28 protein-coding genes and 1 other RNA gene are annotated in these 26,546 nt (G+C 59.4%); 13 read left to right on the top strand and 16 right to left on the bottom strand.

Annotated features, from left to right (window positions below; all coding sequences use genetic code 11):
- Window positions 1-31: 31 nt before the first annotated feature.
- The 4 genes from JOE34_RS04815 to JOE34_RS04800 all read right to left on the bottom strand — a co-directional run bounded on the left by JOE34_RS04815 (window position 32) and on the right by JOE34_RS04800 (window position 3,707).
- Window positions 32-772 carry a carbonic anhydrase gene (locus tag JOE34_RS04815; RefSeq protein WP_004409041.1) on the bottom strand — a complete coding sequence of 247 codons (741 nt, stop codon included), beginning with the start codon at window positions 770-772 and terminating at the stop codon, window positions 32-34.
- 207 nt (window positions 773-979) lie between these two features.
- Complete coding sequence (locus tag JOE34_RS04810; RefSeq protein ID WP_024959394.1) at window positions 980-2,038, bottom strand: PA0069 family radical SAM protein; 1,059 nt, start codon at window positions 2,036-2,038, stop codon at window positions 980-982.
- Window positions 2,039-2,158: 120 nt separating this feature from the next.
- A complete protein-coding gene (elbB, locus tag JOE34_RS04805) occupies window positions 2,159-2,827 on the bottom strand; it encodes an isoprenoid biosynthesis glyoxalase ElbB (RefSeq protein ID WP_003392492.1) in 669 nt (222 codons plus the stop codon).
- Between the two features lie 217 nt (window positions 2,828-3,044).
- Entirely contained in the window at window positions 3,045-3,707 is a 663-nt protein-coding gene (locus JOE34_RS04800; protein WP_003392491.1) for a DedA family protein, read from the bottom strand.
- Between the two features lie 231 nt (window positions 3,708-3,938).
- Here JOE34_RS04800 and hemB point away from each other — a divergent pair, with 231 nt between their 5' ends.
- Window positions 3,939-4,949 (top strand): porphobilinogen synthase, encoded by a 1,011-nt coding sequence (hemB, locus tag JOE34_RS04795; protein WP_003317357.1) that lies wholly within the window; start codon window positions 3,939-3,941, stop codon window positions 4,947-4,949.
- Between the two features lie 16 nt (window positions 4,950-4,965).
- A complete protein-coding gene (gene ppk1 / locus JOE34_RS04790; RefSeq protein WP_003392490.1) occupies window positions 4,966-7,176 on the top strand; it encodes a polyphosphate kinase 1 in 2,211 nt (736 codons plus the stop codon).
- On the opposite strand, the gene ppx is transcribed toward ppk1, so the two are convergent.
- From ppx to JOE34_RS04765, 5 genes are all read right to left on the bottom strand, one after another.
- Window positions 7,163-8,665: an exopolyphosphatase gene (gene ppx / locus JOE34_RS04785; protein WP_003392489.1), complete on the bottom strand. Its 1,503-nt coding sequence runs from the start codon at window positions 8,663-8,665 to the stop codon at window positions 7,163-7,165. The genes ppk1 and ppx overlap by 14 nt on opposite strands.
- 865 nt (window positions 8,666-9,530) lie before the next feature.
- On the bottom strand, window positions 9,531-10,265 hold the full coding sequence (locus JOE34_RS04780; RefSeq protein ID WP_003317352.1) for an amino acid ABC transporter ATP-binding protein: 735 nt from the start codon (window positions 10,263-10,265) through the stop codon (window positions 9,531-9,533).
- Window positions 10,252-10,902, bottom strand: a complete 651-nt coding sequence (locus JOE34_RS04775; protein ID WP_032619528.1) for an amino acid ABC transporter permease — start codon at window positions 10,900-10,902, stop codon at window positions 10,252-10,254. Before JOE34_RS04775 ends, JOE34_RS04780 begins: the two co-directional genes overlap by 14 nt.
- On the bottom strand, window positions 10,899-11,564 hold the full coding sequence (locus JOE34_RS04770) for an amino acid ABC transporter permease (RefSeq protein WP_003317350.1): 666 nt from the start codon (window positions 11,562-11,564) through the stop codon (window positions 10,899-10,901). Before JOE34_RS04770 ends, JOE34_RS04775 begins: the two co-directional genes overlap by 4 nt.
- A 29-nt stretch (window positions 11,565-11,593) precedes the next feature.
- Window positions 11,594-12,379 (bottom strand): transporter substrate-binding domain-containing protein, encoded by a 786-nt coding sequence (locus tag JOE34_RS04765; RefSeq protein ID WP_003317349.1) that lies wholly within the window; start codon window positions 12,377-12,379, stop codon window positions 11,594-11,596.
- A 250-nt stretch (window positions 12,380-12,629) separates the two neighbouring features.
- Between JOE34_RS04765 and JOE34_RS04760 the strand changes: the two genes are divergently transcribed.
- The 6 genes from JOE34_RS04760 (at window position 12,630) to JOE34_RS04735 (ending at window position 18,715) form a co-directional block, all read left to right on the top strand.
- On the top strand, window positions 12,630-13,334 hold the full coding sequence (locus JOE34_RS04760) for a FadR/GntR family transcriptional regulator (RefSeq protein ID WP_003365835.1): 705 nt from the start codon (window positions 12,630-12,632) through the stop codon (window positions 13,332-13,334).
- Between the two features lie 121 nt (window positions 13,335-13,455).
- A complete protein-coding gene (gene trxA / locus JOE34_RS04755) occupies window positions 13,456-13,785 on the top strand; it encodes a thioredoxin TrxA (protein ID WP_024664934.1) in 330 nt (109 codons plus the stop codon).
- A gap of 231 nt (window positions 13,786-14,016) precedes the next feature.
- Window positions 14,017-15,276 carry a transcription termination factor Rho gene (gene rho / locus JOE34_RS04750; protein ID WP_002551560.1) on the top strand — a complete coding sequence of 420 codons (1,260 nt, stop codon included), beginning with the start codon at window positions 14,017-14,019 and terminating at the stop codon, window positions 15,274-15,276.
- Between the two features lie 127 nt (window positions 15,277-15,403).
- The gene (gene ubiD / locus JOE34_RS04745; RefSeq protein WP_003317344.1) at window positions 15,404-16,870 is read left to right on the top strand and encodes a 4-hydroxy-3-polyprenylbenzoate decarboxylase; all 1,467 of its coding nucleotides are present in this window, start codon (window positions 15,404-15,406) and stop codon (window positions 16,868-16,870) included.
- Window positions 16,870-17,838 carry a CDP-6-deoxy-delta-3,4-glucoseen reductase gene (locus JOE34_RS04740; RefSeq protein WP_010413532.1) on the top strand — a complete coding sequence of 323 codons (969 nt, stop codon included), beginning with the start codon at window positions 16,870-16,872 and terminating at the stop codon, window positions 17,836-17,838. The genes ubiD and JOE34_RS04740 overlap by 1 nt, the downstream gene beginning before the upstream one ends.
- 208 nt (window positions 17,839-18,046) lie before the next feature.
- The gene (locus JOE34_RS04735; RefSeq protein WP_003317342.1) at window positions 18,047-18,715 is read left to right on the top strand and encodes a gamma-glutamylcyclotransferase; all 669 of its coding nucleotides are present in this window, start codon (window positions 18,047-18,049) and stop codon (window positions 18,713-18,715) included.
- Here JOE34_RS04735 and glpT read toward each other — a convergent pair whose 3' ends face one another.
- Entirely contained in the window at window positions 18,716-20,065 is a 1,350-nt protein-coding gene (gene glpT / locus JOE34_RS04730) for a glycerol-3-phosphate transporter (RefSeq protein WP_003317341.1), read from the bottom strand.
- A 292-nt stretch (window positions 20,066-20,357) separates the two neighbouring features.
- Between glpT and JOE34_RS04725 the strand changes: the two genes are divergently transcribed.
- A complete protein-coding gene (locus tag JOE34_RS04725; protein WP_046266891.1) occupies window positions 20,358-21,005 on the top strand; it encodes an energy transducer TonB in 648 nt (215 codons plus the stop codon).
- Window positions 21,002-21,637: an energy transducer TonB gene (locus JOE34_RS04720; protein WP_209995159.1), complete on the top strand. Its 636-nt coding sequence runs from the start codon at window positions 21,002-21,004 to the stop codon at window positions 21,635-21,637. The genes JOE34_RS04725 and JOE34_RS04720 overlap by 4 nt, the downstream gene beginning before the upstream one ends.
- 316 nt (window positions 21,638-21,953) lie before the next feature.
- Here JOE34_RS04720 and JOE34_RS04715 read toward each other — a convergent pair whose 3' ends face one another.
- Window positions 21,954-22,937 carry an NADPH:quinone oxidoreductase family protein gene (locus JOE34_RS04715; protein ID WP_209995157.1) on the bottom strand — a complete coding sequence of 328 codons (984 nt, stop codon included), beginning with the start codon at window positions 22,935-22,937 and terminating at the stop codon, window positions 21,954-21,956.
- A 130-nt stretch (window positions 22,938-23,067) separates the two neighbouring features.
- On the opposite strand from JOE34_RS04715, the gene JOE34_RS04710 reads away from it, so the two are divergent.
- On the top strand, window positions 23,068-23,475 hold the full coding sequence (locus tag JOE34_RS04710) for a flagellar basal body-associated protein FliL (protein WP_032662965.1): 408 nt from the start codon (window positions 23,068-23,070) through the stop codon (window positions 23,473-23,475).
- A gap of 6 nt (window positions 23,476-23,481) precedes the next feature.
- On the opposite strand, the gene JOE34_RS04705 is transcribed toward JOE34_RS04710, so the two are convergent.
- Window positions 23,482-23,931, bottom strand: coding sequence for an EVE domain-containing protein (locus JOE34_RS04705; protein ID WP_003392474.1), 450 nt, complete (start codon window positions 23,929-23,931; stop codon window positions 23,482-23,484).
- A gap of 193 nt (window positions 23,932-24,124) precedes the next feature.
- Here JOE34_RS04705 and JOE34_RS04700 point away from each other — a divergent pair, with 193 nt between their 5' ends.
- Window positions 24,125-24,277 (top strand): hypothetical protein, encoded by a 153-nt coding sequence (locus JOE34_RS04700; protein ID WP_003317333.1) that lies wholly within the window; start codon window positions 24,125-24,127, stop codon window positions 24,275-24,277.
- Between the two features lie 45 nt (window positions 24,278-24,322).
- Here the strand turns inward: JOE34_RS04700 and JOE34_RS04695 are convergent, their stop codons facing one another.
- The 4 genes from JOE34_RS04695 to JOE34_RS04680 all read right to left on the bottom strand — a co-directional run bounded on the left by JOE34_RS04695 (window position 24,323) and on the right by JOE34_RS04680 (window position 25,773).
- Window positions 24,323-24,934 (bottom strand): 5-formyltetrahydrofolate cyclo-ligase, encoded by a 612-nt coding sequence (locus JOE34_RS04695; protein ID WP_003317332.1) that lies wholly within the window; start codon window positions 24,932-24,934, stop codon window positions 24,323-24,325.
- Between the two features lie 94 nt (window positions 24,935-25,028).
- Window positions 25,029-25,207: non-coding RNA, 6S RNA (ssrS, locus tag JOE34_RS04690), on the bottom strand.
- A gap of 30 nt (window positions 25,208-25,237) precedes the next feature.
- Complete coding sequence (locus JOE34_RS04685) at window positions 25,238-25,567, bottom strand: cell division protein ZapA (RefSeq protein ID WP_003317331.1); 330 nt, start codon at window positions 25,565-25,567, stop codon at window positions 25,238-25,240.
- Window positions 25,564-25,773, bottom strand: a complete 210-nt coding sequence (locus tag JOE34_RS04680; protein ID WP_002551573.1) for a TIGR02449 family protein — start codon at window positions 25,771-25,773, stop codon at window positions 25,564-25,566. Before JOE34_RS04680 ends, JOE34_RS04685 begins: the two co-directional genes overlap by 4 nt.
- A gap of 150 nt (window positions 25,774-25,923) precedes the next feature.
- Between JOE34_RS04680 and JOE34_RS04675 the strand changes: the two genes are divergently transcribed.
- The gene (locus tag JOE34_RS04675) at window positions 25,924-26,478 is read left to right on the top strand and encodes a YecA family protein (RefSeq protein WP_004414488.1); all 555 of its coding nucleotides are present in this window, start codon (window positions 25,924-25,926) and stop codon (window positions 26,476-26,478) included.
- Window positions 26,479-26,546 lie beyond the last annotated feature (68 nt).

The following is a 26,546-nucleotide window of genomic DNA, read 5'->3' as shown; positions in this document are numbered from 1 at the left end:
AAGAAGGGCTTGCCGTCAGTCGGACTGGTGATCAGTCGGCTGAAAAGCGTGCTTTCGGTGAAGCCATCGGCGTCGGTCCCTTACCGTCGAGCGGTATGAAACGATCGAGCTCGGCGTCATAAGCCAGGATTTCGCTGGTTTCGATGCTGTAGACCCAGCCGTGAATGAACAACTGGCCGCTAGCCATTTTCGCTGCGACCGAAGGGTGGGTGCGCAGGTGTTGCAACTGGGAGATCACGTTTTCCTGAGTCAGGACCTGCATGGTTTCCAGTTCGCCGCTGCAGCTGCAGTTCTGCTCGACCACCGTGCGGGCAACCTCGGCATGGCGCAACCAGGCTTTTACCGTAGGCATCTTGTCCAGGCTGTCGGGGTTGAGCACTGCGCGCATGGCGCCGCAGTCAGAGTGTCCGCAAACGATGATGTGCTGCACGCCCAGTGCAACCACTGCGTATTCCAGAGCGGTGGACACGCCGCCATTCATCTGGCCATACGGCGGTACGACGTTGCCGACGTTACGCGTGACGAACAGGTCGCCTGGCGAACTTTGGGTAATCAATTCGGGCACGATGCGCGAGTCGGCGCAGGTGATGAACATGGCCCGTGGAGATTGGGCGGTCGCCAGCTTCTTGAACAGTTCTTCCTGCTGGGGGAAGACCTCTTTACGGAAATGTACAAAGCCATCGACGATATGTTTCAACGCTACGTCGGCGCTGTCCGAATGGCTTGATGTGCTGGACGACGTAGCCGAATGCTGTTTACCGATGTCTGTCATGTCTTCACCCTCTCTGACGAATTGATGTGGATTCTTCATGCCTGTTTGACCAGAGCCGGATGTGATCCCTCTCTAAAAGGCATCACGAACAAATCCCTTGAGCGCTATCGCTGATGACACTCCGAGTAACAGACTAATCGCCGAAGCTTAAACGAAACTGAATGCGATGGCTCTGGGACGCGGGTTTGCACGATAGTACCAAGTTCGTCACAGCAGCGACATTTGCCCTCCCGGCGGACAAAACGCATCGCAATCGAGTGCAAATCTACCCCGTTTGTTCAATCCGAGCCGTTTGATCGCCAGCGCATAGCGTTGAGCCAGCAGGTCGGCAAACGGTCCTTCGCCACGCATTCGAGAACCAAACGTGCTGTCGTACAGGGCTCCGCCGCGACTTTGACGAATCAGACTCATGACATGATCGGCGCGTTGCGGGTAATGCGTCTTCAGCCACTCGTCGAACAGCGGCGCGACTTCCAGCGGCAGGCGCAGCATCACGTAGCTGGCGCTCAGGGCACCCGCAGCTTTCGCTTCGCTCAGCAGTGCCTCCAGCTCGCTGTCGTTGATCATCGGGATCATCGGCGCACACAGCACACCGACCGGGACCCCCGCCTGACGCAATACCCGAATGGCCCGCAAGCGAGCCTTGGGCGCCGCGGCCCTGGGTTCGAGGATGCATTTGAGTTCGTCATCCAGCGTCGTCAGGCTGATGAAGACCGACACCAGCCGCAGCCTGGCCATTTCTGCCAGCAGATCCAGATCGCGCAGGATCAGCGAGCCTTTGGTAATGATGCTGACCGGATGTCGATAGCGCAGTAACACCTCAAGCGTCGCCCGGGTGATGCGGTACTCACGCTCGATCGGCTGGTAGGGGTCGGTGTTGGCCCCGAGGGTGATGGGCGCGCAGCGGTAGCCGGGTTTGGACAGTTGTTGCTCCAGCAGCGCCGCCGCGTTGGTCTTGGCGATCAGCTTGGTCTCGAAGTCCAGGCCCGGCGACATGTCCCAATAGGCGTGGCTGGGTCTGGCGAAACAATAGATGCAGCCGTGCTCGCAGCCCCGGTAAGGGTTGATCGACCTGTCAAAGGGGATATCCGGCGAGCTGTTGCGGGTAATGATGCTTTTGGCTGTTTCGCTGGTGACCTGGGTGCCTTGCGTGAGCGGTACTTCCTGATACCAGCCATCGTCTTCAACCACCGACTGACTGGGTGCGAAACGGTTATGCGGATTGCTGGCAGTGCCTCGGCCACGAACCGGATAGAGACTGGACATCTGGCGTTACTCGTATACTGTTCATACATACAGTAAAGCATAAAGCCCGGATGGATCACCATGGCCAGCCTGCAAAACACCGCCCGTCTGACAGGCGGTGTTTTGTAGGCAGGGCGACGGTCAGGCATCGCCCTCGTGAGTCAGCTCCAGCACGCGGTCAACCAGCTTATTGATGCCCGAGGCCGCTTCGCTGATGCTCTTGGCGACCATATAGGCAGGTGTGCTGACCAGTTTTCGCGCTTCGTCCTCGACGATGTCATCGACGGCGCATTCAGCATGGCTGCCACCCATTTTAGTGATGGCCGCAGCGGTTTCAGGGTCGCTGCCGATGGTGCAGGTCACGCCGGGGCCATAGATCTTGGCCGCGAGTGCCGGGGTGATGCAGATCAGCCCGACCGGTTTTCCGGCTTCGGCAAACGCCTCGGCGAGCTTCAGCAGCCCGGCTTCGACCTGGCAGGCATGGCCTTGCAGGGCAAGGTCGGAAAGGTTCTTTGTCGAGCCGAAGCCGCCCGGGATGATCAGGGCGTCAAAGTCTTCGGCATTTGCTTCGCGGATGTCCTTCACTTCGCCCCGTGCAATGCGCGCAGACTCGACCAGCACATTGCGCGACTCGGACATTTCCTCACCGTTCAGGTGATTGATGACGTGATGCTGAGCGATGTTGGGGGCGAAGCACTGAACCTGCGCACCGCGCTGATCCAGACGCAACAGGGTGAGAACGCTTTCGTGAATCTCGGCACCGTCGTAGACGCCACAGCCGGAGAGGATTACAGCCACTTTTTTCTGCATCGATTTCGGCTCCTTGTGCTCGATCAACTTAATGTTTGTTTTAATTTGTCTGTTCAGTTGATCGCTTTACGGGCCGAGTGTTCAGTTGAGGCATCGTTGGCGGTGCAAAGCCGGCTGAGCAAAGGTGCATGGGGAGGGCGGTGGTCGCGAGTTCGGCAGCGTCTGTGCGCTATCGCCGAGCGAGGCTTGTCAGCCTGCGCTCGGGAGGGGGGGACGTTTATTCGTCGGATTTTTTCGTCAGATCGACGGGCACGGTGACCGGCGTTTCCAGGTCGGAGGCCGCTGCCGATGCACAGAAACGGCTCTTTTCTTCACGCTCTTCACGGGCGATCCGGGCGTTCTTGACGCGTCGGCGTATCCACAGGGCCAGCCCCACCAGAACCAGTGCGCCCAGCACCCAGAGTTCATATTTCTTGACGTTACCCAGCAAGCCTTCGAGCACCGCGCCGAAGTGGTAAGCAGCCGAACCCAGCGCCGCAGCCCAGACAGCCGCGCCGATACCGTTCAGCAGAAGATAACGCCCGGGTGGATAACCCGACAGGCCGATGGCCACGGGCATGACCGTTCGCAGGCCGTACACGAAGCGGAAGCCCAATACCCAGATGTCCGGGTGCTTGCGGACCAGCCGTAGCGCCTTGTCGCCCATGAGTTGCCAGCGAGGCTTGCGCGCCAGAAGCTTGCGGCCGTGCTTGCGTCCCATGAAATACCACAACTGGTCGCCCGCATAACTGCCACAAAAGGCTACGAGGATGACGATATTGAGGTCCATGTATCCGCGGAACGCCAGGAATCCGGCAAGAACCAGAATGGTCTCGCCTTCAAAAAAGGTGCCGAGGAACAGGGCAAAGTAGCCGAATTCGTTCAAGAAATTCTGGAGCATTGTCTGGATGCTGGCGAAATGAACGCGCAGCCTAACGCGCCCAAGGCAATCATGAAAGTGTCCATATGTGTCTCGACGTTAAAGATTCTTGCAACCACAATGGTCGTATCCCCTTTAAGGCCGTGACCGCGACGTGCAGTCGCAGGTCGAACCATGACTGTCACACATTGGTCATAATGGCGGCTTATAACTGTCGCGCTTGCCCGCGTAAGCGGGCTCAGGAGTCTCGCCGTGAGCTTTACCCCCGCTAACCGCCTGTTTCCTCTCACTCGTCTGCGCCGTAATCGCCGCGACGACTTTTCCCGTCGGCTGGTGCGTGAAAACGTTGTCACTGTCGACGATCTGATTCTTCCCGTATTTGTTCTCGATGGTGAAAACCGTCGTGAGTCCATCGCCTCGATGCCTGGCGTCGAGCGCTTGAGCGTTGATCTGTTGCTCAAGGAAGCCGAGCACTGGGTCGCGTTGGGTATCCCTGCGCTGGCGCTGTTCCCGGTGACACCGCCGGAAAAGAAATCCCTCGACGGTGCCGAAGCCTGGAACCCGGACGGCATCGCCCAGCGCGCGACCCGCGCCCTGCGTGACCGTTTCCCGGAGCTGGGCGTCATCACTGATGTGGCGCTGGACCCGTTCACCACGCATGGTCAGGACGGCATCCTCGACGAAGAGGGCTACGTTCAGAACGACATCACTGTCGACGCGCTGGTGAAACAGGCGCTGTCGCACGCCGATGCCGGTGCTCAGGTGGTCGCACCATCGGACATGATGGACGGTCGCATTCAGGCCATCCGCGAGTCTTTGGAGCTGGCCGGGCATGTGAATGTCAGGATCATGGCCTATTCGGCCAAGTACGCCAGTGCCTACTACGGCCCGTTCCGTGATGCGGTGGGTTCCTCCCTGAATCTGGGCAAGGCCAACAAGGCCTCCTATCAGATGGACCCGGCCAACAGCAACGAGGCTCTGCACGAAGTGGCAGCCGACCTTGCCGAAGGCGCCGACATGGTCATGGTCAAGCCTGGCATGCCTTATCTGGACATTCTGTACAGGGTCAAGGATGAGTTCAAAGTGCCGACCTTTGTTTATCAGGTCAGCGGTGAATACGCGATGCACATGGCCGCAATCCAGAACGGTTGGCTGAGTGAAGGGGTGATTCTCGAGTCCCTCACTGCCTTCAAACGCGCCGGCGCCGACGGCATTCTTACCTACTTTGCTGTTCGCGCCGCTCAACTGTTGAAGGGGCAATAGCCTCACAGGAACATTCATGAATACCGAAGCACTCATCGAAGCCGCTGTTCAAGTCGATGTCCCGGAGGCAACACCCGTGGTCGAACCTGACATCGAAGTAATCCCGGCCATCGAGGCACCCGCCGCTGCGGTGCCCGCTATCGTCGCTCCGAACCTGGACGATAGCAGCCTGTATATCCACCGTGAGCTGTCGCAACTACAGTTCAATATCCGGGTTCTGGAACAGGCGCTCGATGAGTCCTACCCATTGCTGGAGCGGCTGAAGTTTTTGCTGATCTTCTCCAGCAACCTCGATGAGTTCTTCGAGATTCGTGTTGCAGGCCTGAAGAAGCAGATCACCTTTGCCCGCGAACAGGCGGGCGCTGATGGTCTGCAGCCGCATCAGGCGCTGGCCAGGATCAGTGAACTGGTACACGGTCATGTGGATCGCCAGTACGCGATCCTCAACGATATTCTGCTGCCGGAGCTGGAGAAACATCAGGTCCGCTTCATTCGTCGCCGTCACTGGACGGCCAAGCTCAAGGCCTGGGTACGACGCTACTTCCGCGACGAGATCGCGCCGATCATCACCCCGATCGGCCTCGACCCGACGCACCCGTTCCCTTTGCTGGTCAACAAGAGCCTGAATTTCATCGTCGAGCTTGAAGGCATCGATGCCTTCGGGCGCGACTCCGGTCTTGCGATCATTCCCGCGCCGCGTCTGCTGCCGCGAGTGATCAAGGTGCCGGAAGATGTCTGCGGGCCTGGCGACAACTTCGTGTTCCTGTCGTCGATGATCCACGCCCACGCTGACGATCTGTTTCAGGGCATGAAGGTCAAGGGCTGCTACCAGTTCCGCCTGACCCGAAACGCTGACCTGGCGCTGGACTCCGAAGATGTGGAAGACCTGGCGCGCGCACTGCGTGGCGAGCTGTTCTCGCGTCGCTATGGTGATGCGGTACGTCTGGAAGTGGCGGACACCTGCCCGAAACACCTGTCGGACTACCTGCTCAAGCAGTTCAACCTGAACGAGTCCGAGCTGTATCAGGTGAATGGCCCGGTCAACCTGACGCGTCTGTTCAGCATCACCGGCCTGGACAGCCATCCCGAATTGCAATACCCGCCGTTCACGCCAGCCATCCCCAAGCTGCTGCAGAACAGCGAAAACGTTTTCAGCGTGGTCAGCAAACAGGACATCCTGTTGCTGCACCCTTTCGAGTCGTTCACGCCCGTGGTCGATTTGCTGCGCCAGGCGGCAAAAGACCCGCACGTGCTGGCGGTACGCCAGACGCTGTATCGCAGCGGCGCGAACTCGGAAATCGTCGATGCACTGGTCGATGCCGCGCGTAACGGCAAGGAAGTCACTGCGGTGATCGAGTTGCGTGCGCGCTTCGATGAAGAGTCCAACCTGCAACTGGCCAGCCGCCTGCAGGCCGCCGGTGCGGTGGTGATCTACGGCGTGGTCGGCTTCAAGACCCACGCCAAGATGATGTTGATCCTGCGTCGCGAAGCGGGCGAGATCGTGCGTTATGCGCATCTCGGGACCGGCAACTACCACGCCGGTAACGCACGTCTGTATACCGACTACAGCTTGCTGACCTCCGATGACGCGTTGTGTGAAGACGTCGGCAAACTGTTCAGCCAGTTGATCGGCATGGGCAAGACGCTGCGCATGAAAAAGCTGCTGCATGCGCCGTTCACGCTCAAGAAAGGCATGCTCGACATGATCGCCCGCGAGACGCAATTTGCGCTCGATGGCAAGCCTGCGCACATCATCGCCAAGTTCAACTCGCTGACCGATCCGAAGATCATCCGGGCGTTGTACAAGGCCAGCCAGTCCGGTGTGCGCATCGATCTGGTGGTGCGCGGCATGTGCTGCCTGCGTCCAGGCATCGCCGGGGTTTCGCACAACATCCATGTGCGCTCGATCATCGGCCGCTTCCTGGAGCACACGCGAGTGTTCTACTTCCTCAACGGCGGAGACGAGCAGATGTTCCTGTCGAGTGCCGACTGGATGGAGCGCAACCTCGACAAGCGCGTCGAGACCTGCTTCCCGGTGGAAGGCAAGAAGTTGATTCTGCGTGTGAAGAAGGAACTGGAAAGCTACCTGACCGACAACACCCACAGCTGGCTGTTGCAGTCGGACGGGCGTTACGTGCGCAGCACGCCGACCGGTAATCAGAACCCGCGAAGCGCCCAGGCGACTCTTTTGGAGCGCCTGAGCAACCCGGTCCTCAGCGTACGCTGAAGACGATGCCGACTCGGGTCAGCCACTCCGCTTCCAGCGCGAAGTCGGCCTGAGTCAGCTGGTTGTTTTCCAGCCAGCCTTTCGGGAATTCGGCGTCCAGATTCGGGCCGTCGGCACGCAACGTCACACGTGGCATCTCCTGGGTGCCACGAATGTGGTGAAACAGAATCGCAAAGCGCAACAGCACGCACAGGCGAATCAGCTTGATGCCTTCATCGCCGAACTCGGCGAACTTGTCCTTGGGAATATTACGGCGATGACCGCGCACCAGCAGTGCGAGCATTTGCTGGTCTTCGCGTGAGAAACCGGCAAGGTCCGAGTGCTCGATCAGGTAAGCGCCGTGCTTGTGGTAGTGATAGTGAGCGATGTCCAGGCCGATCTCGTGCACCTTGGCCGCCCAGCTCAGCAGTTCGGCGTAGCTTTCGTGCTGCAGGTCCCAACTCTCGGCAACCTGCTCCAGCGCATGCAGCGCCTTGGCTTCAACGCGTGCGGCCTGCTCCAGATCGACGTGATAACGCTCCATCAGCGAGCTGAGCGTACGCTCACGCACGTCTTCGTGATGATGGCGGCCCATCAGGTCATACAACACGCCTTCACGCAGGGCACCTTCGCAGTGATCCATGCGCTTGAGCTCGAGGGCGTCGAAGATGGCTTCCAGAATCGCCAGGCCTGCGGGGAAAATGGCGCGACGGTCGGGTTTGATGCCGTCGAAGTCGATCTTTTCCACGTCACCCAGCTTGAACAGCTTGCGCTTGAGCCAGGCCAGCCCTTCGGCGTTGACCTCGCCAGCGCCGTAACCATTGGCCTTGAGCGCCACGCCGATAGCACGAATGGTGCCTGACGAACCGATCGCTTCATCCCACTTGAGGCGATGCAGCGCGTGTTCGATGCTCATGATTTCCAGACGGGCAGCGGTATAGGCCTGAGCGTACCGGGCCGGTGTCACCTTGCCGTCGCGGAAGTAGCGCTGGGTAAAACTCACGCAGCCCATCTGCAAGCTTTCACGCAGCAGCGGCTCGAAGCGCTGGCCGATGATGAATTCGGTACTACCGCCGCCGATATCGGCGACCAGACGTTTGCCCGGGGTGTCGGCCAGCGTGTGGGAGACGCCCAGGTAAATGAGGCGCGCTTCTTCGCGGCCGGAAATCACTTCCACCGGGTGGCCGAGGATTTCTTCGGCGCGGTGAATGAAGTCGTTGCGGTTACGCGCCTCGCGCAGGGCATTGGTGCCCACGATGCGCACCGCACCGAGCGGCAGCCCGTTGATCAACTGGGCGAAGCGTTTCAGGCAGTCAAGACCGCGCTGCATGGATTCTTCGGTCAGCTGGCGCTCTTCGTCGATGCCAGCGGCCAACTGCACCTTCTCGCCCAGGCGCTCAAGAATGCGAATCTCGCCCTGATTGGCTTTTGCCACAACCATATGAAAGCTGTTGGAGCCCAGGTCGATAGCGGCGATCAGTGAAAAATTCTTGGGTGTTGAGTGCGGCATGGTCAGGAAGTCCGGTTCGATAACCGGACCATCGTGCCACGATCCATGCTTGCCGCCAACGCGAAGCTGTTCAGGCACCGGAAATACCCGGTATTACTCGCGCGCGTGGCGTATGGCTATCAATGCCATGTGACGCAGAGCGTTACCAAATGCATTACCACGCTGGAGCGTGCGGAACGAGAGGTATCCCTAAGAACGCCATCGTGTCTATGCGCCGCGCTCAGCGTGATACACAGCCTTCGTGGGAGCGAGCTTGCTCGCGAAGAGGCCGGTGCAGCCCCCGGAGATATGGTGTTTGGACCAACGCCTTCGTGAGCAAGCTCACTCCCACAAAGATTTCTGTCCAGCCCGATACAGCATGTAGCTGTGACGCGGAGCGTCACGAAATGCATTCCCACGCGAGCGTGAGGAACGATAAGTGCCCGCAACATGCTCCGCGCTCAGCTTTACACACAAGTCTTCGTGGAAGCGAGCTTGCTCGCGAAGAGGCCGGTGCAGCCCCCGGAGATATGGTGTTTGGACCAACGCCTTCGTGAACAAGCTCACTCCCACCAAGATTTCTGTCCAGCCCGATACAGCATGTAGCTGTGACGCAGAGCGTGAGGAACGATAAGTGCCCGCAACATGCTCCGCGCTCAGCGTTACACACAAGTCTTCGTGGGAGCGAGCTTGCTCGCGAAGAGGCCGGTGCAGGCCCCGGAGATATGGTGTTTGGACCAACGCCTTCGTGAGCAAGCTCACTCCCACAAAGATTTCTGTCCAGCCAGACACTGCTGCTTCAGCCCTTTTCCAGGCTCTTCGGGTTTTGTGTATAACGCTGATCGCTTCGCGTGGACATGCTGTTCCGGACGCTCTGCGTTCAGCGTCAGGCGTGCTCCACTGTGCCGATGAAGTTCGCCAGTTCCGGGGTTTTCGGGTTGGCGAAGAGTACTTTCGGATCGCCCACTTCATGCACCTTGCCCTGGTGCATGAACACCAGCTTGTCGCCCACTTCGCGCGCGAAGCGCATTTCGTGGGTGACCATGATCAGGGTCATGCCATCGGCTGCCAGTTGGCGCACCACGCTGAGTACTTCGTTGACCAGCTCCGGGTCCAGCGCCGAGGTGATTTCGTCGCACAGCAAGACCTTGGGCGACATCGCCAGCGCGCGGGCAATCGCCACGCGTTGCTGCTGACCACCGGACAGGCGATCCGGGAAGGCGTCGAACTTCTCGCCCAGTCCGACGCGTTCGAGCATCTTCCTCGCCAGTTTGGCGGCCTCGGCCTTTGGTACTTTCTGCACGACCTGCGGCGCAAGCATGACGTTCTCGCCCACGCTCAGGTGCGGGAACAGGTTGAACTGCTGGAACACCATGCCGACCTTCTGGCGCAGCGTGCGCAGGTCGGCGCGTGCCGCATCCAGGTATTCGCCATCGACCTCGATCACGCCATCGTTGATCGACTCCAGGCCGTTGAGCGTGCGCAACAGGGTGCTTTTGCCCGAGCCGCTGCGACCGATGATCGCCACGACCTGGCCTTCTTCGACCGACAGATCGATGCCTTTGAGCACGTGATGATCGCCATAGTATTTATGCAGGGCGGAAATTCTAAGCAGAGGCATGCAGTCTCCTTTCCAGATGGCGCGCGCACAGCGACAAGGGGTAGCACAGGATGAAGTAGCCCAGAGCAACGAAGCCATAGACCATGAAAGGTTCGAACGTGGCGTTGGCCAGCATGCTGCCGGTCTTGGTCAATTCGGTGAAGCCGATGATCGACGTCACCGCCGTGCCTTTGACCACCTGCACCGAAAAGCCGACCGTCGGCGCGACCGCGATGCGCAACGCCTGCGGCAGAATCACATAGCGCATCTGTTCGAACGGAGTCAGCGCCAGGCTCGCGGATGCTTCCCACTGGCCCTTGGAGATCGATTCGACGCAGCCACGCCAGATCTCCGCAAGGTAGGCGCTGGTAAACAGCGTCAAGGCCAGTGCAGCCGCAGCCCAGGGCGAAATGTTCAGTCCCATCAGCGCGACACCGAAGAACACCAGAAACAACTGCATCAACAGCGGTGTGCCCTGAAACAACTCTATATAGAGTTTCGCGGTCACGCGCGGGCCGGATTTTTCCGAGGTGCGCATGCCCATGATCAGCAAGCCGATCAGCCCGCCGCCGATGAAGGCCACCAGCGACAAGGCCAAGGTCCATTGCAGGCCGATCAGCAGATTGCGCACGATGTCCCAGAGGGTGAAATCCATCAGCGGTTCCTCGAGATGTAGCGCCGCCCGATCCAGGCCAGCAATTGCCGGATCAGCAGCGCCATGGCCAGGTAGATCAGCGTGGTCACAATGTAGGTTTCGAACGAGCGAAAGTTGCGTGACTGAATGAAGTTGGCATAGAAGCTCAGTTCTTCAGTGGCAATCTGCGAGCAGACTGACGAGCCCAGCATAACGATGATGATCTGGCTGCTCAGTGCCGGCCAGACCTTGCCCAGCGCTGGAACCAGCACCACGTGGCGAAAGGCTTCATAGCGACTCATCGCCAGTGCTGCCGATGCTTCAAGCTGACCCTTGGGAATCGCCTGGATACCTGCCCGCACGATTTCAGTCGAGTAGGCACCCAGGTTGATGACCATCGCCAGCACCGCTGCCTGCCATTCCGTGATCTGCACGCCCAGCGACGGCAGACCGAAGAAAATGAAGAACAGCTGGACCAGAAACGGCGTGTTGCGGATCAGCTCGACATAGATGGCAAAGATCGTCGCAAAAGGCTGAATCTTCCAGGCCCTCACGACGGCACCGACAATACCGAGACTGACGCCCAGCAGCGTGCCAATGGCCGTCAGTTCCAGCGTGAACAAAGCCCCGCGCAACAGCAGATCGATGCTCTGCAGGACCGGTGTAAAGTCGAAGTGATAAGCCATTGGTGAATCCTGTTACCGGAAAGCGGTGATCAGAGATCGGCAGGCAGCGGTTGCTTCAGCCAGGTCTGGGAGGCTTTTTCCAGCGAGCCGTCAGCCTTGGCGGCATTCAGAATCTCATCGACCTTGCCCAGCAGTTCCGGCTGACCCTTGTTCACGCCGACATACACGGGCGAATCCTTGAGTTTCACTTTCAGCGCCGGGATGCGCTTGGGGTTGCGCTCGCTGATCGCGACCATCACCACGTTGCCGCTGGCGATCAGGTCGGTCTGACCGGCCAGATAGGCTGCGATGGTCGAGTTGTTGTCTTCGAAGCGCTTGATGACCGCGCCTTCCGGAGCCACTTTCGACAGCTCGATGTCCTCGATGGCGCCACGGGTGACGCTGATGGTCTTGCCTTTCAGGTCAGCGATGTCCTTGACCGGCGAATCAGGTGGACCGAATACCGCCAGGTAGAACGGTGCGTAAGCGCGCGAGAAGTCGATGACTTTCTCGCGGTCCGGGTTCTTGCCCAGGCTGGAGATCACCAGGTCGACCTTGCCAGTAGTCAGGAACGGAATGCGGTTGGTGCTGTTGACCGGAGTCAGCTCCAGCTTGACCTTGAGCTTGTCAGCCAGCAGCTGTGCGGTGTCGATGTCCAGGCCGCGCGGCTTCATGTCCGGCCCGACCGAGCCGAATGGCGGGAAGTCCTGTGGAACGGCCACCTTGAGGGTGCCGCGCGCTACAACGTCGTCCAGGCCGTTGGCGTGGGCGGGTGTCTGGCTCAGCATCAGACTGGCAAACAGTGCAGTAAGCAGGGCGCTGTAACGCTTGGTCATATGAAGTCTCCGGGCGAAACGAAAGGTGTTGGCCTGTCTCCAGTGCACAGCGCATGCCATTCGCTCGTGAGCTGCCATGAATCAAGGTTTGCAGCGTGTTTATGGTCTTACTGGTCTGACCAGTCGAGCGGCTTCGCGCCCTGCTTTGGCGCGCTTTAAAGCCTTGCCGCCCCAGGGCTGGGCGTCGCTTGCCGAATGTTCGAGATGGGGATAAAAGGGATTTTTACTGGACTGACTGGCCTGAACAGTGATGCCGCACACTTCACTCGCAGTACCCGAATCAGCCCTCCGGGCCATTCGCAAATTGATCGCCGAGCAAGGGTACAAGCCCGGTGAGAGCCTGCCGTCGCAACGCGATCTGGCGGTATTGCTGGGGGTCAGTCGGGCGTCCTTGCGTGAAGCCCTGTCATCGCTCAGCGCACTCGGAGTGGTCAGTGTCCAGCCCGGTAAAGGCGTGTTCGTGCAGTCGATTTCTGAACCAGAACAGCGCACGGGTGGTTTTTCCTGGCCTTATGAAGCTCAGGTTTCCCCGGCCGACACCTTTCAGTTGCGCTATGCACTGGAAGGCTTCGCTGCAGGCATGGCCGCCGTGACCCTGACCGCCGACGAGCGCGATGTATTGGAGGACAACGTCGAAGCCATGCGTCTGGAATTGCGTGCCGGTGACTTCGAGGCTGCGGCGCGGCTGGACTTCGAGTTTCATCGGCACATTCTGGTCGCCAGCGGCAATCAGGCGATGCTGGGGATCGTGACTGCCGGGGCCGACATCTTTCTGGAAAGCCAGAAGATGCCGTTCATCCGGGCGGCCAGGGTCATGGAAACCTGGCAGGAGCATCGCAAGATCCTTCGTGCGCTGGCCCGACATGCGTCAGGGCCAGCGCAAAAGGCCATGCAGGACCATATTCGTGGCGCGGCACTGCGCACCGGCATCGTGTTCGTGTCGCCCGCCAACTGAACGCCTGCCATAACTCCAGTCATGAGCCATCATAGTCAGACTCAATGAACCTTCGCTTCCTGAATCACCTGAGGCCGGCTATGATGAGCGTCGTTTTTAGCCTATGACCTCGGAGACTTCCATGAGTAGCGACCTTATCAAACACGTCACCGACGCCAACTTTGACGCCGAAGTACTCAAGGCTCAGGGTCCTGTGCTTGTTGACTATTGGGCTGAATGGTGTGGCCCTTGCAAAATGATTGCCCCGGTTCTGGACGAAATCGCCGGTACCTATGAAGGCAAGCTGACTGTTGCCAAGCTGAATATCGATCAAAACCCGGACACTCCTGCCAAGCACGGTGTTCGCGGTATTCCTACGCTGATGTTGTTCAAGGACGGCAACGTGGAAGCGACCAAAGTTGGTGCCCTCTCGAAGTCGCAGCTGGCTGCGTTCCTCGACGCCAACATCTGAAGCGTTTCAAAGCCCCGCAAATCGCGGGGTTTTTTTCGGGTGTCGTACTAGACGCCTGGAAAATCAGGTGGTACATTCGGCCCCGCAACGGCTTCTCCGTTGCCCCCTGCTAGCCGTCGCCGACGCTCTCCTTTCGATTTAGTACGCGATCCTGTCGCCTTCTCTGCGGCGCGGCCTCATTAAGCCAAAAGCTTAATTTCCCCCTCCATACATGATTACGTCATTCCCCATATGAACCTGACTGAACTCAAGCAAAAGCCGATTACCGAATTGCTCGAAATGGCCGAACAGGCTGGCATCGAGAATATGGCCCGTTCGCGCAAGCAGGACGTCATTTTCTCCCTGCTCAAACGGCACGCCAAAAGTGGCGAGGAAATATCCGGTGATGGCGTGCTGGAGATTCTCCAGGACGGCTTCGGTTTCCTGCGCTCTGCAGACGCTTCCTACCTGGCCGGCCCGGATGACATCTATGTCTCCCCCAGCCAGATCCGCCGCTTCAACCTGCGTACCGGCGACACCATCGTTGGCAAGATCCGTCCACCCAAGGAAGGCGAGCGTTATTTCGCTCTGCTCAAGGTCGACACGATCAACTACGACCGTCCGGAAAACGCCAAGAACAAGATTCTGTTCGAAAACCTGACGCCGTTGTTCCCGACGATCCGCATGAAGATGGAAGCCGGTAACGGTTCCACCGAAGACCTGACCGGTCGTGTGATCGATCTGTGCGCACCGATCGGTAAAGGTCAGCGTGGTCTGATCGTTGCTCCGCCGAAGGCGGGCAAGACCATCATGCTGCAGAACATCGCGTCGAACATCACGCGTAACAACCCGGAAGTGCATCTGATCGTTCTGCTGATCGACGAGCGCCCGGAAGAAGTGACCGAGATGCAGCGCACCGTGCGCGGCGAAGTGGTCGCCTCGACGTTCGACGAACCGCCAACCCGTCACGTACAGGTTGCCGAAATGGTGATCGAGAAGGCCAAGCGCCTGGTCGAGCACAAGAAAGACGTCGTTATCCTGCTCGACTCCATCACCCGTCTGGCACGTGCCTACAACACCGTCATCCCGAGCTCCGGCAAGGTATTGACTGGTGGTGTCGATGCTCATGCACTCGAGAAGCCAAAGCGTTTCTTCGGTGCTGCGCGTAACATCGAAGAAGGCGGCTCGTTGACCATCATCGCCACCGCACTGGTTGAAACCGGTTCGAAGATGGATGAAGTGATCTACGAAGAGTTCAAGGGTACCGGCAACATGGAGCTGCCTCTGGATCGCAAGATCGCAGAGAAGCGCGTGTTCCCGGCCATCAACATCAACCGCTCCGGCACACGCCGTGAAGAGCTGTTGACCGCTGATGACGAGCTGCAGCGCATGTGGATCCTGCGCAAGCTGCTGCACCCGATGGACGAAGTCGCGGCTATCGAGTTCCTCATCGACAAGCTCAAGCAGACCAAGACCAACGACGAGTTCTTCCTGTCCATGAAACGCAAGTAACTGGCAGGCTGAAACAAAAAATGGTGTCCTTCGGGGCACCATTTTTTTTGCCTGCATGCCGCCGATTAGCTGCCTTGACGGGCTGGAGCAGGTACGATGTGCGTCTATTGGATAAATGGCCGGGTTAATGAAATTCAAAGATCTTAGGGATTTCGTGCAGCAGCTTGAGCAGCGCGGAGAGTTGAAACGCATCCAGATGCCGATCTCGCCTGTGCTGGAAATGACTGAAATCTGTGACCGTACCTTGCGTGCCAAGGGTCCGGCGCTGCTGTTCGAAAAACCGGTCGGTTTTGATATCCCGGTGCTGGGCAACCTGTTCGGCACGCCAGAGCGCGTCGCCATGGGCATGGGTGCCGAAGCGGTCAGTGAGCTGCGTGAAATCGGCAAGCTGCTGGCGTTCCTCAAAGAGCCTGAGCCACCCAAGGGCTTGAAGGACGCCTGGTCCAAGCTGCCGATCTTCCGCAAGGTCATCGCCATGGCGCCGAAGGTCGTCAAGGATGCGCCCTGCCAGGAGGTCGTCATCGAAGGCGATGACGTCGACCTCGGCATGCTGCCCGTACAGACCTGCTGGCCGGGCGATGTTGCGCCCCTGATTACTTGGGGCCTGACGGTCACCAAAGGCCCGAACAAGGAGCGCCAGAACCTCGGCATCTATCGCCAGCAGGTCATCGGTCGCAACAAGATCATCATGCGCTGGCTCAGCCACCGCGGCGGCGCGCTGGACTTCCGCGACTGGTGCGTCAAGCATCCTGGCGAGCCTTATCCGGTGGCCGTCGCACTGGGCGCGGACCCGGCGACCATTCTCGGTGCTGTGACGCCGGTGCCGGACAGCCTGTCTGAATATGCCTTTGCCGGTCTGCTGCGTGGCTCGCGCACCGAACTGATCAAGTGCCGTGGCAGCAATCTGCAAGTCCCGGCCAGCGCCGAAATCGTGCTCGAAGGCGTGATTCATCCGGGCGAGATGGCCGACGAGGGGCCTTACGGCGACCACACCGGCTATTACAACGAAGTCGACAGCTTTCCGGTGCTGACCGTCGAGCGCATCACGCACCGTATCAAGCCGATCTACCACAGCACCTACACCGGTCGTCCGCCTGATGAGCCGGCGATTCTGGGCGTCGCGCTGAACGAAGTGTTCGTGCCGATTCTGCAAAAGCAGTTTCCGGAAATCGTCGATTTCTACCTGCCGCCCGAGGGTTGCTCGTACCGCATGGCCGTGGTGACCATCAAGAAACAGTATCCCGGCCATGCCAAGCGCGTGATGCTGGGTGTCTGGTCGTTCTTGCGCCAGTTCATGTACACCAAGTTCGTGATCGTCACCGACGACGATATCAATGCGCGGGACTGGAACGACGTGATCTGGGCCATCACCACGCGCATGGACCCCAAGCGCGACACGGTCATGATCGACAACACGCCCATCGATTACCTCGATTTCGCCTCGCCGGTGTCCGGCCTGGGATCGAAAATGGGGTTGGATGCCACGAACAAATGGCCAGGTGAGACCAGTCGCGAGTGGGGCAGGGCGATCGTCAAGGACGAAGCCACCACACGCCGGGTGGACGAAATCTGGACTCAGTTGGGAATAGACTGATGCGCGTAACCTTGCAGCCGTCAGGTGCGGTGCTGGAAACCCTGCCGGGCGAGCGGATACTCGATGCGGCACAGCGTCTGGGTTACGAGTGCCCACAGAGCTGTCGCAATGGCAACTGCCATGTTTGCTCGGCTCTGCTGGTCGAGGGCCAGGTAATGCAGTCGGGGCAGACGCTCGATCACGGCGAAATTCATACCTGTGTGGCCGAGCCGCTGACAGCGTGCGTGGTGCTCTGGGATGGCGTGCTGGCCAAGGGTGAGCTGCCGGTGCGCAGTTTTGCCTGCCAATTGAGCGAGTGCGTCGAAGTGGGTGGTGATGTCTGGCGGGTCGGCCTGCGCGCTCCAGCCGGCAAGCCACCGCGTTATCACGCCGGGCAGTACCTGATGATCGAGCGTGAGAACGGCGAGAAGTCGGCGTTCTCCATCGCATCGGCGCCGCACTGCGGTCGTGAACTGGAGCTGCACGTACTGGCTCGTGAAGACAGTGCGCGCAGTCTGATCGAGCAACTGCAACGCAACCGCATGGCGCGGGTCGAGCTGCCCTTTGGCGACACCCACCTTGCCGAGCTGCCGGACGGCCCGCTGGTGCTGATCGCGGCCGGTACGGGCATGGCGCAAATGAACAGTTTGTTGGAACACTGTCGCTCCACAGGCTTCAGTCATCCCGTGCACCTGTACTGGGGCGTGCGTCGCCCCGAGGATTTCTACCAGGTCAGCCACTGGGATGAGTGGGGGAAACTGCCGAATCTGTTCCTGCACAAGGTCGTCAGCGACCTGTGCGGCTGGGAGGGACGTTGCGGTCTGCTGCACGAGGCGGTTTGCGAGGACATCAAGGACCTGTCGGCCGTCCACGTCTACGCCAGCGGCTCGCCAGCGATGATCTACGGAACGCTGGACGCTCTGGTTGACGCCGGAATGGACGCCCATCAGATGCGCGCAGACGTATTCGCCTACGCACCGCGTGCGTAATGCCGGACTGACGGCTGCAGGAGTGGAGTGTAAATTGCTTTAACTGATTACAACCGATGGCGATGCCTGTTCGTCGCCAGGCAACTTTTAGTAGAGGCAGGCCGTTGGCCTGTGGCAACAACCGAACCACGACACCCTGATGCCGCTCAACCACGAGCGAGTCGGCGGGGCTCGGTAAAAACTGACAGTCAGACTGTCAGGGAGGCAAATGGAGAATCCAATCAACGAGTTGGCCGCTGCGGTGCATGACGGCCTTGGCCTGACGTATCCGCCCGTTATCGATATGGGCCCGCAGCTTACCCGCGAGCAACTGCTCGCATCCATGAACACCACCATGCGTCGTCACAAGGGCGGCCCGGTCTGGCTGTTCGCCTACGGCTCACTGATCTGGCGTCCCGAGTGCACCGCCGTGGAGAGCCAGCGCGCCCGAGTGCACGGTTATCACCGCGGGCTTTACCTCTGGTCGCACGAACACCGTGGCACGCCGGAAGTACCGGGGCTGGTATTCGGTCTGGACCGTGGCGGTTCATGCACCGGCTTCGCCTATCGTCTGCCGGATGAATGCCTGGAAAAATCGTTGCTGGCCTTGTGGGAGCGCGAGATGCCGTACCCCTCGTATCGCCCGCACTGGCTCAATTGCCGCCTTGAAGATGGCCGGAAGGTGCAGGCCCTTGGCTTCGTACTCGAGCGGCATCTGCCCAGCTACGCAGGCAACCTGCCGGACAGCGTGCTCAGCCAGGTGCTGGCCAGCGCCAGAGGGCGCTACGGGACCACCCGCGAGTACGTGGAGCAGACCGCCAAGGCCCTGCGTAGCCACGCCATGCCAGACTTGAATCTGGAGGCGCGGCTCAAGCGCTGCAAGTCGGAGACTGCCTGATTAGCCTTTGATGTCGCGGGATGTGCTGGCGACCTGTTTGTGCCGCAGCGTCGGTGCGAGGAACACCATCGCCAGAATGCACGCGCCGATCAACAGCACGAACCCACCATCCCAGCCAAAGTGGTCAACCGTGTAGCCCATCGCCGCGCTGGCCGCGACCGACCCGCCCAGATAGCCGAACAGCCCGGTAAAGCCGGCGGCCGTGCCTGCTGCCTTCTTCGGTGCCAGCTCCAGCGCCTGCAGACCGATCAGCATCACCGGGCCGTAGATCAGGAAGCCGATAGACACCAGCGCGATCATGTCGACGGTCGGATTGCCTTCAGGGTTCAGCCAGTACACCAGCGTGGCGATGGTCACCAGAAACATGAACACCATGCCGGTCAGGCCGCGATTGCCCTTGAAGATCTTGTCCGACATCCAGCCGCACAGCAGCGTGCCCGGAATGCCCGCCCACTCGTACAGAAAGTAAGCCCATGAGGTCTTGTCGACCGTGAAGTGCTTGGCTTCCTTGAGATAGGTCGGTGCCCAGTCCAGTACGCCGTAGCGCAGCAGGTAAACGAACACGTTGGCCATGGCGATGTACCACAGGAATTTGTTGCGCAGCACGTATTTGACGAAGATTTCCCGGGCGCTGAATTCTTCTTCGTGGCTGGCATCGTAGCCTTCCGGATAATCGTTCTTGTAGTGCTCGATAGGCGGCAGGCCGACCGATTGCGGGGTGTCACGCATGGTCGCGAAGGCGAACACCGCGACCAGCAACGCAACCGCCGCCGGCACGTAGAACGCCGCATGCCAGTCGTTGGTCCAGCCCATGCCGAGCAGGAACAGCGGGCCGATCAGGCCGCCGCCGACGTTGTGCGCCACGTTCCACACCGACACCACGCCGCCGCGCTCTTTCTGCGACCACCAGTGGACCATCGTCCGCCCGCTCGGCGGCCAGCCCATGCCCTGCGCCCAGCCATTGATGAACAGCAGCACAAACATGATCGTGACACTGGACGTCGCCCACGGCGCGAAGCCGAAGATGAACATGATCCCGGCAGAGACCAGCAAGCCGAACGGCAGGAAGTAACGCGGGTTGGAGCGATCCGAAACGATGCCCATGAGGAATTTCGACAAGCCGTAGGCAATCGCAATGGCAGACATCGCCACGCCCAGCTGGCCACGCGTATAGCCTTCGTCGATCAGATACGGCATCGCCAGCGAGAAATTCTTGCGCAGCAGGTAGTAACCCGCATAGCCGATAAAGATGCCTGCGAAGATTTGCCAGCGCAGACGGCGATAGGTGCTGTCGACCTTTTCTTCGGGAAGGGGTGCCTGATGCCTGGCAGGGCGGAAAAACCCAAACATGGAGAAGCTCCTGATTATTGTTGTTTTTGCGAATGCGAATATTACATTTTCATTACAGAAAAAAGCAGTGCCTTCGGGCTGATTATTTGTAGGAAATGCAGGCAATCAGCTGTTGTTTTACGAACATTGCGTAAATGTTTACAGGTGTTTCAAGTATTTGGGATGGGTCCTACAGGCGTATCGGAAGTCGTGTGCTGACTGATGTGTCGGCAGGTTCATACCATCGTCATCACTGCGCCCTGGAGGTGCACCACGACGATGAGCCCCTACAACAATGAGAATCACCGCGTTCATGATTGCCGCAGCACTGGCCCCTCCCGTTGGCGCTGCAGAGCCATTTCTGGTGCCGATATACACGCCGACACCGGTTTTTCCACCTGAGCTGGTCAAGACCCACTATGCAGGCAAGGTCCGCGCGCAGCTGTGGATCAAATCCAATGGGCAGGTTCGTGAAGCCAGGGCGATCGAGAGCGGGCATCCGCAGCTCGCCGCAGCGGTGGAGCAGGCACTCCGCCAATGGCGCTATAAACCCTGGGTCGGAACAGTCGGCGCGCCGCCCATGACCACGATCACCGTGCCCGTCATTTTTGGTTCCCACGGCTATCGGCGCTTCAACACCGAAGTGACCGTGGGCCTGGGAAACATCCGCTGCGGCTACCTGAACCACGAAGTGAAATCCGCCCGCCAGGACTATCCCAAGGAACCACTGAGTAAGGTCGACGTGTTCTGGTACACCGGGCGGGCGCTGTTCGGCAGCCATGTTGCCCACCTGCGCAACGAGCCCCAACGCCAGGTCCTGCTTGAGCAACTGGGCGCCGCGATACCGATGATGGTCAGCAATTGCCGAAGCAATCCCGATCGTCTGTACGGCGACTATCTGCCGACGCCGATCAAGGCATTGATGGTCGGGTTGGCCGAGCAAGCGGAGGGCAGCGAATGAGCTGCGTGCTGGGTTGCATGATGCTTACAGGGTTGCTTTCGGCGGGGGGAGCACAGGCGTTGCCGTCGTATCCGGTGCCGCTGCATATGCCTGAGCCGGGCTATCCGACATCGATGCTTCGTTCCTTCGTAAAACGCAGTGTCAGCATCAGAGTTTTCATTCAGGCCGATGGAGGCGTGCGCTTCCTCGAAGTGCTGGGCGCGCCCGATCCTAGGCTTATCAGCCTGACCCGAAGTGCTGTCGAACAGTGGGTCTTCGAACCCTGGCAGCCGTCTGCTTCTCATCCCGAGGGCGAAGCAGTTACGGTCACGTTCAATTTCACGGAGCGTCCACATACCAACCCGCCGCTGGCAGCCAATGTCGAGCTGAGGCAGGTGTTGTGCTGGCAGCTGAATACGGAAATGTTCGAGGGACGCAAATGGCGCAAGGACGTCAAACCGGATGCGCTGATGCGCACAGAGCTGTACCTGTCGAGCAGTCCGGTCATAGAGCATTTTCTCACCCTGGACGAGCGTCAGGCCCTGGTTCTTGAGCTGCTGGAAGCGACGCCGGGCATCGTCGCTCAATGCCAAAAAAATCCGATGCGCAGGTATGTTGATTATTTGCCGGAGAGTGTGAGGAAGGCGTTGTAAGGGTTGAGCGGTATGGATTACGGACATCGTGCGCGCCGCGTACTTGTGGGAGTGAGCTTGCTCACGAAGAGGCCGGTACAGCCGACGGATATCTCTCGTTTCGCACGCGTCAGCGGGAACGCCTTTCTTAAGGCTCCGCGTCACCATTCGCTCCATGAGCCACATTCAAGATTGGACGTAAAGTCTCCAGAAAAGCATGAGCGGGCATGGCAACGAAAATGTTTGTTGCCCTGTGAATACGCCTTCGCGAGCAAGCGAAGCGTCGCCCGGCTCATCTCCCACATGTCAGGGAATCTCGTGTGCTTTTGCGTGAGCTTCAGGTCTTGCCAACCAACACCACCACCTTCCCCACAGCCCTCCGTCCCCCCAACAAATCAATTGCCTCCCCAGCCCTTTCCAGCGGATAAACCGTCGACACCAGTGGCTTCAACTTCCCTTCTTCAAACCACGCAAACAGCTGCTTGAAGTTCGCCGCATTGTCCTGCGGTTGTCTCTGAGCAAACGAGCCCCAGAACACGCCGACCACCGAAGCGCCCTTGAGCAGGGTGAGGTTGACGGGCAGTTCCGGAATGCGGCCGCTGGCGAAGCCGACGACCAGCAGGCGGCCGTTCCAGGCGATGCTGCGGATGGCCTGGTCGAAGAGGTCGCCGCCGACCGGGTCGTAGATCACGTCGGCGCCGTTGCCGTTGGTGAGGCGTTTGATTTCGTCCTTGAGGCTGGTTTCGCTGTAGTTGATCAGTTCGTCCGCGCCTGCGTTTCTGGCGACTTCGAGTTTTTCGGCGCTGCTGGCGGCGGCGATGACGCGGGCGCCGAGGGCTTTGCCGATTTCTACGGCGGCCAGGCCGACGCCGCCGGATGCACCGAGCACCAGCAGGGTTTCGCCGGGTTGCAGGCGGGCGCGTTGTGTGAGGGCGTGCATGGAGGTGCCGTAGGTCATGCTGAATGCGGCCGCCGTGGTGAAGTCCATGCCCTGTGGAATCGGCAGCACGTTGTAGTGGGGCACGGCGACCTGCTCGGCAAAGCTGCCCCAGCCGGTGAGGGCCATGACGCGGTCGCCGGTTTTCAGGTGGCTGACGTTCTCCCCGACGGCGGCTATCACGCCTGCGGCCTCACCCCCCGGTGAGAACGGGAAGGGTGGTTTGAATTGGTATTTACCCTCGATGATCAAGGTGTCGGGAAAGTTGACCCCGGCGGCGTGCACGTCGAGCAGAATTTCGTTCTTTTTGATCGCGGGGCCGGGGACATCTTCGAGCACCAGTGTGCTGGCAGGACCGAAGGCTTTGCATAACAGGGCTTTCATCGGGCTATTCCTTTTCCGGTAATGGCCGATAAAGTCAGTTAAGCGGGTTCCCGGGTCAACAAGCATGGCCCTGCCTGATAAGCACACATAAGCTGTAAGCTACGTGGCAAACCGTATTAAGGAGTGGACTGTGAAAGCGTGGATTCTGATGTTGCTGGCCTTGTCATTGCCTGTCATGGCGCAAGAGGAAGCCAAGGAAGAAGGGGGTGCCCCGAAAGCGGCGTATGTCTCGCTGACGCCTCCGTTCGTGGGTAACTACGCCCTTGATGGCGGCCCGAAGCTGCGTGTCTACAAGGCTGACATTGCCTTGCGTGTAACAGGTGCCGACGCCGAGGCCGCCGTGAAGCGCAATGACGCATTGATCCGCAACCAGCTGGTGTCGCTGTTCACTCAGCAGACCGTCGATACCATGAGCAGCGCCGAAGCGAAGGAAAACATTCGTCAGGAAGCGCTCAAGCAGGTTCAGCGCGTCATGAACGATGAAGAAGGCAAGCCGATTGTCGAAGACTTGCTGTTCAATAACTTCATCGTTCAATAACGTTCGTCAGCGCAATGTCAGGATCGCCGCCCATTGTTCGGCGGTCACCGGCATGACCGAGAGCCGGCTGCCTTTTTGTACCAGAGGCAGTTGCTCCAGCTGACTTTGCTGCTTGAGATAACCCAGCCCCAGCACGCGCTTGAAGGTCTCCACGAACTCGACGTCGATGGCACTCCACGGATTCTTTTCCTCCGTGGCCTTGGCGTCGTGATAGTGGCTCTCGGGGTCCAGTGCAGTGGGGTCCGGGTAGGCTGATCTGGCGATTTTGCCGATGCCGGCGATGCCCGGCTCCGGGCAACTGGAGTGATAGAAAAAGAACGCATCGCCCTCTGCCATGGCTCTCAGAAAATTGCGCGCCTGATAATTGCGCACCCCGTCCCAGCGAGCGTTGCCCAGTCGTTGCAGGTCGCTGATCGAGAATTCATCAGGCTCGGACTTCATCAGCCAATAGGCCATTGTGCTCACTCCACAGACAAAAGGTTCACGGTAATACGAACAGTTTGATGACAAACCGACAATCGGTTCGCGCCACTATTTGCGTACTGGTTCACGTTACCGCAAAATGCCGCCCTTCAAAGTTCCACGCTGTTGCACGGCCTATACAAAACCGATGCTGACATCGTATTGATTTGCCTAAGGAGGGCAGTCAATGAAACGCAAGCCTGATTTACTCTGGATTCTGGTTATTCTGTTTGGCTTGGGTGTCGTGACAACCGGTTATGCACAGAGCTTGTGGTCCACCAAGGATGATGCTCCAGTCGAGATCACACAGCAGCAGCAAAAAGTCCCCGGCAGGCATTGAGCCCTGCTTGTACTCTGATCGTTGATAGCCTTGTTGGCTGAACGATCAGAGTGTCTGCGTCACATACCAGCCTTTATCCGATACCGTGCCTTGCAGCGGTACATCCCAACTGGCCTGCGCCAGTCGATCGACTTTCTGACACTCGTGAGCCAGCCCCAGTAACACCGGCTTGCGCCAGGTCTTTCTGCGCGCCAGGTACGCCAGGCTGCGGTCGTAGAAACCTCCGCCCATGCCCAGGCGACCGCCTTCGTCATCGAAACCTACCAACGGCATCAGAATCAGGTCGAGCGCCCATATAGTGCGCTGCTTTGCCCGGTCGATGCGCGGCTCAGGGATGCGGAAACGGTTGGGGATGAATGTCTCGCCGGGGCGTACGCGCTGAAAAACCATGCGGGTGCGCGGCCATGCGTTGAGCACCGGCAGATAGGTTGCCTTGCCGCGACGCTGGGCTTCACGCAGTAACAGCCGCGGATCGATCTCGCCATCCATCGGCAGGTACAGCGAAACATGCCGGGCACGTCGAAACAGCGGGTGCTGCGCCAATTGACGATAAATATCCCGTGCGGCTTCGCGTTGCTGGCTTTGACTCAGGGCTTTGCGTGCCTTGCGTAGCTGGCGGCGCAATTGCGGACGAGTAAGTGATTGGGCGCTGATCATGAGCAGAAGGTCATGCAGGCTGATCCGGAAAGGAGGTTGAAGCCGGAGCGGGGTCGTCGTTGCCAGACAACAGGGCTGGCAACGAACTGAATATGGACTCCCCGACGAACCGCTGTCGGTTTAGCCCTTGAACCCGAAAGTTCAAGGTGGAGATTGCAGGAGGTTTTAAGGCTTTCCGTCGAGCGGACATGCACACCAACCCCAACGTGCAACCCCCGTGGTTGTGCGTATCGGCTCAGGGACATGACCGACTGGCAAGCACTCCAGGGAGCAGCGCGAGTATACAGAAATGCCCCGCAATAATCAGCCCCGAGTTGAATCCGGTGTGCCGGGCGTGTCTGTCGCCAGCACCAGATCGACCTTGTCGAGCAGATCGCGGACCTGTTCGCGGGTCGAACCGCTGGTCTGTACGTCAGGCAGATGTTCCTTGTGCAGCAGGTCGTGAGTGATGTTCAGGGCAGCCATCACGGCGATGCGATCTGCACCGATGACTTTGCCGCTGCTGCGGATCTCACGCATCTTGCCATCCAGGTAGCGGGCGGCGCTGACCAGGTTGGTGCGCTCTTCCTGAGGGCAGATGATCGAATATTCCTTGTCCAGGATCTGAACGGTAACGCTGTTGCCATTGCTCATGAGTCTTGCTCCAGGGCTTTAAGGCGCGAAATCATTGACTCGACCTTCTGCCGGGCGATTTCGTTTTTTTCAATCAGTTGGGCACGTTCCTCGCGCCAGGTCTTTTCCTGAGCTAATAAGAGTGCGTTTTGGCCTTTAAGTTGCTCGGCATACTTCAGGAGCAGCTCCACACGTTTCATCAGCGCTTGCAGGTCGGTGTCTTCCATTGTTTTCCACTGAATACTTTCTGATGAATGGCAGGGGGAGCGATGCTTGTGCTCAAGCTCGAACCGCCGTCCGGGTGATCTTGTCGCGCGGATAGTCTAGGATACAAGGCCTTCATTCTAGACATTGCGCCGTTTGGCGACTAGCTACCCATGCCCATTCAGAATTCTCCGTACAAAGCGTTCGCCACTCTGCTCAACAGTGGCGGTCACCAGGTATCTCCTGCCGAGCTGCATGGCCTGTTGCTGGGGCGCAGTTGCGCAGGTGCCGGTTTCGACAACGAAGGCTGGTTCGCCGACGCGTCGGTCCTGCTCGAAACCGAGCCGCAGGACAATATCCGTCAGGCGCTCGTCGGCTTGCAAGAGATGGTCAAGGGCGAGCTCACCGGTGACGACATGACCGTCGTGCTGTTGCTGCCGGGCGACGACGAACCGCTGACCGAGCGTGCTGCTGCGCTGGGCCAATGGTGTCAGGGGTTCCTGGCAGGTTTCGGTCTGGCCATTGGCGACAAGCCGCTGGGCACTGAAGCCAAGGCGGTTCTGGAGGATCTGGCGGCGATTGCCCAGGTTCAGGACGCGCTGGAAGAGTCCGAAGACGGCGAAACCGACTACATGGAAGTCATGGAGTACATGCGCGTAGCGCCGCTGCTGCTGTTCACTGAATTCAACGAGCCGTCCGCGCCGCAACCCAAGCCTTCACTGCACTGATAGCCGATCACTGCGACACCGGCCTGCGCGTGCCACAGCGCGAGCCGGTGGACTCCATCAGGACGCCC

Origin of the sequence: Pseudomonas sp. PvP028, assembly GCF_017832255.1 — a bacterium.
In the GTDB taxonomy this organism is placed as follows: Bacteria; Pseudomonadota; Gammaproteobacteria; order Pseudomonadales; family Pseudomonadaceae; genus Aquipseudomonas; species Aquipseudomonas syringae.
Note: the sequence above shows the minus strand (reverse complement) of the source record. Positions and strands in the feature narration are given on the sequence as shown.

Coding starts and splice junctions, on each gene's coding strand:
- JOE34_RS04685 (WP_003317331.1), bottom strand. CDS start 25,567: ATGAGCAATGGCAACAGCGTTACCGTTCAGATCCTGGACAAGGAATAT.
- ubiD (WP_003317344.1), top strand. CDS start 15,404: ATGAAATTCAAAGATCTTAGGGATTTCGTGCAGCAGCTTGAGCAGCGC.
- ppx (WP_003392489.1), bottom strand. CDS start 8,665: ATGCCGCACTCAACACCCAAGAATTTTTCACTGATCGCCGCTATCGAC.
- JOE34_RS04720 (WP_209995159.1), top strand. CDS start 21,002: ATGAGCTGCGTGCTGGGTTGCATGATGCTTACAGGGTTGCTTTCGGCG.
- trxA (WP_024664934.1), top strand. CDS start 13,456: ATGAGTAGCGACCTTATCAAACACGTCACCGACGCCAACTTTGACGCC.
- JOE34_RS04715 (WP_209995157.1), bottom strand. CDS start 22,937: ATGAAAGCCCTGTTATGCAAAGCCTTCGGTCCTGCCAGCACACTGGTG.
- glpT (WP_003317341.1), bottom strand. CDS start 20,065: ATGTTTGGGTTTTTCCGCCCTGCCAGGCATCAGGCACCCCTTCCCGAA.
- ppk1 (WP_003392490.1), top strand. CDS start 4,966: ATGAATACCGAAGCACTCATCGAAGCCGCTGTTCAAGTCGATGTCCCG.
- JOE34_RS04695 (WP_003317332.1), bottom strand. CDS start 24,934: ATGATCAGCGCCCAATCACTTACTCGTCCGCAATTGCGCCGCCAGCTA.
- JOE34_RS04725 (WP_046266891.1), top strand. CDS start 20,358: ATGATTGCCGCAGCACTGGCCCCTCCCGTTGGCGCTGCAGAGCCATTT.
- JOE34_RS04760 (WP_003365835.1), top strand. CDS start 12,630: ATGCCGCACACTTCACTCGCAGTACCCGAATCAGCCCTCCGGGCCATT.
- JOE34_RS04735 (WP_003317342.1), top strand. CDS start 18,047: ATGGAGAATCCAATCAACGAGTTGGCCGCTGCGGTGCATGACGGCCTT.
- JOE34_RS04780 (WP_003317352.1), bottom strand. CDS start 10,265: ATGCCTCTGCTTAGAATTTCCGCCCTGCATAAATACTATGGCGATCAT.
- JOE34_RS04705 (WP_003392474.1), bottom strand. CDS start 23,931: ATGGCCTATTGGCTGATGAAGTCCGAGCCTGATGAATTCTCGATCAGC.
- JOE34_RS04740 (WP_010413532.1), top strand. CDS start 16,870: ATGCGCGTAACCTTGCAGCCGTCAGGTGCGGTGCTGGAAACCCTGCCG.
- JOE34_RS04810 (WP_024959394.1), bottom strand. CDS start 2,038: ATGTCCAGTCTCTATCCGGTTCGTGGCCGAGGCACTGCCAGCAATCCG.
- JOE34_RS04680 (WP_002551573.1), bottom strand. CDS start 25,773: ATGGAAGACACCGACCTGCAAGCGCTGATGAAACGTGTGGAGCTGCTC.
- JOE34_RS04800 (WP_003392491.1), bottom strand. CDS start 3,707: ATGCTCCAGAATTTCTTGAACGAATTCGGCTACTTTGCCCTGTTCCTC.
- JOE34_RS04815 (WP_004409041.1), bottom strand. CDS start 772: ATGACAGACATCGGTAAACAGCATTCGGCTACGTCGTCCAGCACATCA.
- elbB (WP_003392492.1), bottom strand. CDS start 2,827: ATGCAGAAAAAAGTGGCTGTAATCCTCTCCGGCTGTGGCGTCTACGAC.
- rho (WP_002551560.1), top strand. CDS start 14,017: ATGAACCTGACTGAACTCAAGCAAAAGCCGATTACCGAATTGCTCGAA.
- JOE34_RS04700 (WP_003317333.1), top strand. CDS start 24,125: ATGAAACGCAAGCCTGATTTACTCTGGATTCTGGTTATTCTGTTTGGC.
- JOE34_RS04770 (WP_003317350.1), bottom strand. CDS start 11,564: ATGGCTTATCACTTCGACTTTACACCGGTCCTGCAGAGCATCGATCTG.
- JOE34_RS04675 (WP_004414488.1), top strand. CDS start 25,924: ATGCCCATTCAGAATTCTCCGTACAAAGCGTTCGCCACTCTGCTCAAC.
- JOE34_RS04765 (WP_003317349.1), bottom strand. CDS start 12,379: ATGACCAAGCGTTACAGCGCCCTGCTTACTGCACTGTTTGCCAGTCTG.